Here is a 5,819-nt window from a genome sequence, read left to right as displayed (position 1 = left end):
CGCGCGCGCGGCGGCGCTGGAGCAGGCCGCGCATCTGCTGGAGAGCCGCAGCACCCATTTCATCGCGCTGCTGCAAGCCGAGGGCGGCAAGACGCTGGACGACGCGCTGTCCGAGCTGCGCGAGGCCGCCGATTTCTGCCGCTACTACGCCGCGCAGGGCCGCAAGCTGTTCGGCGTTGATGCCGCCATGCCGGGCCCGACCGGCGAGAGCAATGCGCTCGCCATGCGCGGCCGCGGCGTCTTCGTCGCGATCTCGCCGTGGAATTTTCCGCTCGCGATCTTCCTCGGCCAGGTCACGGCGGCGCTGATGGCCGGCAACAGCGTTGTGGCCAAACCTGCCGAACAGACGCCGCGCATCGCGCGCGAGGCCGTCGCCCTGCTGCACGAGGCCGGCATTCCCAAGAGCGCGCTGCATCTCGTCACCGGCGACGGCCGTATCGGCGCCGTGCTGACCGCGCATGCCGACATCGCCGGAATCGTCTTCACCGGCTCGACCGAGGTGGCGCGCGCCATCAACCGCGCGCTTGCCGCCAAGGACGGGCCGATCGTGCCACTGATCGCGGAGACCGGCGGCATCAACGCCATGATCGCGGATGCGACCGCGCTGCCCGAGCAGGTCGCCGACGACGTCGTGACCTCGGCATTCCGTTCCGCCGGCCAGCGCTGCTCGGCGCTGCGGCTCTTGTTCGTGCAGGACGATGTCGCCGACCGCATGATCGAGATGATCGCAGGCGCAGCGCGCGAGTTGAAGATCGGCGATCCCAGCGACGTTGCAACCCATGTCGGACCGGTAATTGATCGCGAGGCCAAGCAGCGTCTCGATGCCCACATCGCGCGGATGAAGACGGAAGCGCGGCTGCACTTTGCAGGCCACGCACCGGATGGCTGCTTCGTCGCGCCGCACATCTTCGAGCTCAAGGACGCCGGCCAGCTCACCGAGGAGGTGTTTGGCCCGATCCTCCACGTCGTCCGTTATCGGCCCGAGACCCTCGAACGTGTCTTGCAAGCGATCGAGCGCACCGGCTACGGGCTCACGCTCGGCGTCCACTCCCGCATCGACGACACCATCGAGGCGATCATCGATCGCGTCCAGGTCGGCAACATCTACGTCAACCGCAACATGATCGGCGCCGTGGTCGGCGTGCAGCCGTTCGGCGGCAACGGCCTCTCAGGAACCGGCCCCAAGGCCGGCGGTCCGCACTACCTCGCGCGCTTTGCCACCGAGCAGACCGTGACCATCAACACCGCGGCGGCCGGTGGCAATGCTGCGTTGCTTGCGGGGGAGGAGTGAGGCCCTGCGCCCGGCGCCGTTGCATCCCGCGGAAACATCGGTCTAATGCTCCCATGATGGGCTCGCGCCAATTCCAGCGCGCGGGAAACGACAAGAGCGAGGGAGCAACGCCGCGATGGAAAAGGGCATTTTTGCGGGGCTGAAGGTTCTGGATTGTGCGAGCTTCATCGCAGCGCCCGCGGCCGCGACCGTGCTGTCGGACTTCGGCGCCGACGTCGTCAAGATCGAGCCGCCCGGCACCGGGGATCCCTACCGCAATCTGCCGAACCTTCCGGGCTATCCGACCGGCGAGCACAATTTCGCCTGGCTGCTGGAGGCCCGCAACAAGAAGAGCATCGCGCTCGACCTCTCCAAGCCGGAAGCGCAGGCCGTGCTTTACAAGCTGGTGGCGGAGGCCGACGTCTTCATCACCAACATGCCGCCACCGGTGCGCGCCAAGCTCGGCATCACCTATGACCACCTCGCCCATCTCAACGACCGACTGATCTACGCCTCCTTCACCGGCTATGGCGAAAAGGGCGAAGAGGCCAACAAACCCGGCTTCGACAGCAATGCCTATTGGGCGCGCTCCGGCCTGATGGACCTCGTCCGCGCCGATACCCACACGACACCCGCCCGCTCGGTCGCCGGCATGGGCGACCACCCCTGCGCGATGGCGTTCTACGGCGCCATCGTCACCGCGCTCTATCAGCGCGAAAAGACCGGCAAGGGCTCGCATGTCGCGTCCAACCTGATGGCGAACGGGGTGTGGGCGGCGAGCGTGCTGGCGCAGGCGAAACTCTGCGGCTCCAAGTTCGGCGAGCGGCGGCCGCGCGAGCGCGCGCTGAACGCGGTCGCCAACCACTACCAGTGCAAGGACGGCCGCTGGCTGATCCTGTCCCTGCTCAACGAGGAGCGGCAATGGCCGACGCTGGCGCGCTGCCTCGGGCGCGAGGATCTGGTCGACGATCCCCGCTTCGTCACCAAGGCCGACCGCCACGCCCGCTCGGTCGAGCTGATCAAGATTCTGGATGACACTTTCGCAACCAAGGATCTCGCCGAATGGCGCAAGATCCTCGACGGCAACGGCCTCGTGTTCGGCGTCGTCGCCATTCTCGACGACATCCCGAGCGACAAGCAGATGCTCGACAACGAGGTGCTGGTGCCGTTCGAGAACGACACCATGCTCACCATCAACAGCCCGATCTGGATCGATGGCGCCAGGAAGGTCCAGCCGCGCAAGCCACCCGGCGTCGGCGAGCACAGTGACGAGATTTTGCGCGGGGCGGGATACGACGAGGCGGCGATCAAGCAGCTGCGGGCGAAGGGGGCAGTGGGGTAAGGTCGCAGCGCGCGCGTCACGCTCGCCTGTCGTCCCGGCGAAGGCCGGGACCCATATTCCAGAGAGGGTATTATCGCGTAAGCTGGTCACTCCGAGTCTTCGCCAAACCACATTCGGTGGTTATGGGTCCCGGCCTTCGCCGGGACGACGATGAGGTGATAGCTTGCCTCCACAACATCCGTCATCGCGAGGCCCCCATGCCCAGCTATCGCCTGCACTACTTCCCCGAATCCGGCAACAGCTACAAGCTGGCGCTGATGCTCACGCTTTGCGGCGAGACGTTCGAGCCGGTCTGGACCGATTTCGGCGGCGGCGTCACGCGCACGGCGGAATGGCGCAAGGCCGTCAACGAGATGGGTGAAATACCGGTGCTCGAAATCGACGGCGTGAAGATGACCCAGACCGCACCGCTCCTGCTCAAGCTTGCCGATCAGTACAGGCGTTTCGGCGCCGATACTGACGAGGAAAAGTTCGAGCTGTTGCGCTGGCTGTTCTGGGACAACCACAAGCTCACCGGCTACATGGCGACCTACCGCTTCATGCGCGCCTTCACCGAGAAAAACGATCCGCAGGTGCTGAAGCATTTTCGCCGGCGGCTCGAGGACTTCCTCGGCATCCTCGACGGACACCTCCAGCACAATGAATTCGCGATCGGCGCAAAGCCGACGGTCGCCGATATTTCGATGATGGCCTATCTGCACTATCCGAGCGACGAGCACGGCTTCGAATTCGCCGCGAGCCATCCCGCCATCCACGCCTGGCTCGGCCGCATGGCGGCCCTGCCCGGCTGGAAGCCGGCCTATGAGCTGCTGCCGGGCAAACGGATGACGAATTACGCGAAGTGAGAGAGCTCCTCTTCTTCCTCCCCTCTCCCCCGCTTGCGGGGCCGGGACGAGCTTCGCTCGCCCTGAGAGGGTCGGGGTGAGGGGGAGTCTCCGCGAGGACGGTGGCAGCGAGACTCGCGGAGAGTCCCCCCTCACCCGCGCGCTCAGGCGCGCAAGTGCGCTGCCGAGCGCGTCGGCCTCTCCCCGCAAGCGGGGCGAGGCGAACCTGCGGCTCGCTCCGAATTTCAGTCGAGAGAGCTCTTACCGCAACGCCAGCCAGCCGAGCGTGAACAGGATCCCGCCGATGATGACCGCCATCGCGACCGCCCAGGTGCTGACGCGGATGCTGCCGGTGACCTGCTTGGCTTCCTCATTGCGCGCGATCTCGCGATTACGCTGCTTGTTGGCCTCGCTCGTATCCGTCATGGGTCATCCAAATCGCTTGGTTGCTTTATCTTGGCATGATCTTTTCGAAAAACCGCTACACACTTTTTCGGATCACGCGCTAGCGCGTCTTGATGAAGCACATGCCAATGCGGCGCGAGGCCGCGGCAGCCTGACAGGTGAGACCTTTAGCACAGCTCCATGACGTAAAACTCTTGTCAGCCGTTCCCGATCCCGCAGTTTGCAGGGAACAATGCGCGCCCCAGCCGTCCTGATATTCGGTCCCGGCCAACTCGCGGCTACCGCGGGTCTGCGGCCGGCTGGCAAATCCGCGTGAGAAATCAGGGCGTTTGCCCGCGGCCAATGCGGTCAGGATGTCGCGGCGGCGGACCTGGTCGCCGAAGAAATGCGGCGAAGCCAGCACGATGGTGGAATTGGACGGCTTGTCTGCGAGCCAGTCGACGCCCGGGAAATGGAAGCCGCCGATGCCGCGAGTCTGGTGGCAGCCGGCGCAGGTGACGTCGTTGAGGCGGCGCTGAAAGCCCGCGACCGAGCGGACGTTCTGCAGATCGATGCCGCGCGCGGCAGCCTGCTTCAAGGCACCGACCACGTCGTCATCGCTGAAAACGGGATCGTCCCTGCCCTCCGCTTTTCCTTCTCCCTGCATCATGCCGAACTCCGGCTGCAAGGCGGAGGCATCGAGCCCGGCGGGTGTCGGCACCACCGCAGATGTCGCCAGGAATTTCTCGGGGATCAGCACCGTGCCGCGATCGAACTCGCGCAGATTTTCGGGCGCGAGCAGCCAATCCCTGAAGTCGCGCCGCAACGCGTCGTCGCCAAGGATCCGGTCGCGATCGATCTGGTTCTCCAGCGTCGATTCCTCGAACTGCTTGGTGGCAGCGTCGTACTTGAACACCTTGAGCAGATAGTCGGAGCGGAAATCGTGCAGCGCCGATTTCGGCGCGACGGAGACCTGGATGTTGGTCTCGATACGATCGAGCATGGCGTCATCAGGGGAGAAGCGACTACCGATCAAATCTTGCCAGTCGCCATTGTAGAGCCAGCGCCGCGCGATCTCGGCGCAGCTGATGGGATTGTCGTTCCCGTCCGTCTGGCGCGCGTCGCGCGCCCTCATCACCAGATTGAGCGTCATCGGCAGGCGCGTTGCGGTCTTGCCGCCGTCCGGCCCGCTCTCGAAACGCGCGAGACGGTAGATCAAGCGGATCTCGCCGCAGGACTCGTCCGAGACATAGGCGCGGTCCATGCGGTTGACAATGCCGACGAGCACGAAACGCGTGTCGCGGGATTTCAGATTGGCGAGGTCGAACAACTGCGCGTCAAGACCGTCGCCGACGCCAATCGTCTCGCCCGGATATGTCGCCTTGTACCGAGAGATGTAGCGGTCGAATTCCGCATCGATCGCCGGCGGAATCGCTTTGAGCTGCGGCAGCGACGAGAACAGCAGATCGGTCGTGAGCGGAACGTCGGCGCTCCGCTCCGGCCATAGCAGACGCGCGATCGTGAGCGCGTCGCTCTGATCGAGCCGGCGCAACAGATCAGGATCGGTGATCGCGGTGCCGCGCGCCAGTTGCGCGTTCTCCGCCGCCGAAAGCGAAACGACGCCGCCTAACAATGCGGCGACAGCAACGAGAATTCGCAACGCGCGGCTCATGCCTCCAGTAACACCGCGCGGGGATGCCTATTCAAGCAAAAAGGCGCTTCACATGGTGGTGAAGCGCCTCTTCGAAAGTCGAATATCGGACGCTCAGCGCGCGACGATCAGGCCCTTGCTGGTGACGACCACCCAGCGGCCGTCTTGGCGGCGGATCGCATCGACGCGGCCGACGCCGGGGATGGGATCGCCGGGATAGACTTCGTAGAGGCCGTCGCGGCCCTCGATCAGCGCACCGCCATTGGCGGCGTTGCGCAGCCTCCAGCCTTCGATCGTCGGCAGGCGGCCGACTTCGGTCTTGGGCGCGGCGGGCGCGGGAGCCGGTGC

Annotated in this window: 5 protein-coding genes and 1 pseudogene; 3 read left to right on the top strand and 3 right to left on the bottom strand. The window is 65.4% G+C overall.

What is annotated here, in order from left to right; genetic code table 11:
* From CWO91_RS41310 to CWO91_RS41300, 3 genes are all read left to right on the top strand, one after another.
* On the top strand, positions 1–1,291 hold a 1,291-nt coding region (locus tag CWO91_RS41310; RefSeq protein WP_130221046.1), incomplete at its 5' end, for an L-glutamate gamma-semialdehyde dehydrogenase.
* A 115-nt stretch (positions 1,292–1,406) separates the two neighbouring features.
* Entirely contained in the window at positions 1,407–2,612 is a 1,206-nt protein-coding gene (locus tag CWO91_RS41305) for a CaiB/BaiF CoA transferase family protein (protein ID WP_130221045.1), read from the top strand.
* Between the two features lie 197 nt (positions 2,613–2,809).
* A complete protein-coding gene (locus tag CWO91_RS41300) occupies positions 2,810–3,457 on the top strand; it encodes a glutathione S-transferase family protein (protein ID WP_130221044.1) in 648 nt (215 codons plus the stop codon).
* A 240-nt stretch (positions 3,458–3,697) separates the two neighbouring features.
* Here CWO91_RS41300 and CWO91_RS43545 read toward each other — a convergent pair whose 3' ends face one another.
* From CWO91_RS43545 to CWO91_RS41290, 3 genes and pseudogenes are all read right to left on the bottom strand, one after another.
* Positions 3,698–3,862, bottom strand: coding sequence for a hypothetical protein (locus CWO91_RS43545; RefSeq protein ID WP_165406068.1), 165 nt, complete (start codon positions 3,860–3,862; stop codon positions 3,698–3,700).
* 79 nt (positions 3,863–3,941) lie between these two features.
* On the bottom strand, positions 3,942–5,492 hold the full coding sequence (locus CWO91_RS41295) for a hypothetical protein (protein ID WP_130221043.1): 1,551 nt from the start codon (positions 5,490–5,492) through the stop codon (positions 3,942–3,944).
* Between the two features lie 93 nt (positions 5,493–5,585).
* Positions 5,586–5,819 (bottom strand): annotated as a pseudogene (locus tag CWO91_RS41290) (hypothetical protein); the annotation flags it as partial.

This window comes from Bradyrhizobium genosp. SA-3 (assembly GCF_004212635.1).
Classification (GTDB): Bacteria; Pseudomonadota; Alphaproteobacteria; order Rhizobiales; family Xanthobacteraceae; genus Bradyrhizobium.
The sequence above is the reverse complement of the archived record's forward strand: the minus strand, read 5'-3'. Positions and strand labels throughout refer to the sequence as shown.

Excerpts from the sequence above, each read along its gene's own strand:
- CWO91_RS41305 (WP_130221045.1), top strand. The coding sequence starts at position 1,407 with ATGGAAAAGGGCATTTTTGCGGGGCTGAAGGTTCTGGATTGTGCGAGC.
- CWO91_RS41300 (WP_130221044.1), top strand. The coding sequence starts at position 2,810 with ATGCCCAGCTATCGCCTGCACTACTTCCCCGAATCCGGCAACAGCTAC.
- CWO91_RS43545 (WP_165406068.1), bottom strand. The coding sequence starts at position 3,862 with ATGACGGATACGAGCGAGGCCAACAAGCAGCGTAATCGCGAGATCGCG.
- CWO91_RS41295 (WP_130221043.1), bottom strand. The coding sequence starts at position 5,492 with ATGAGCCGCGCGTTGCGAATTCTCGTTGCTGTCGCCGCATTGTTAGGC.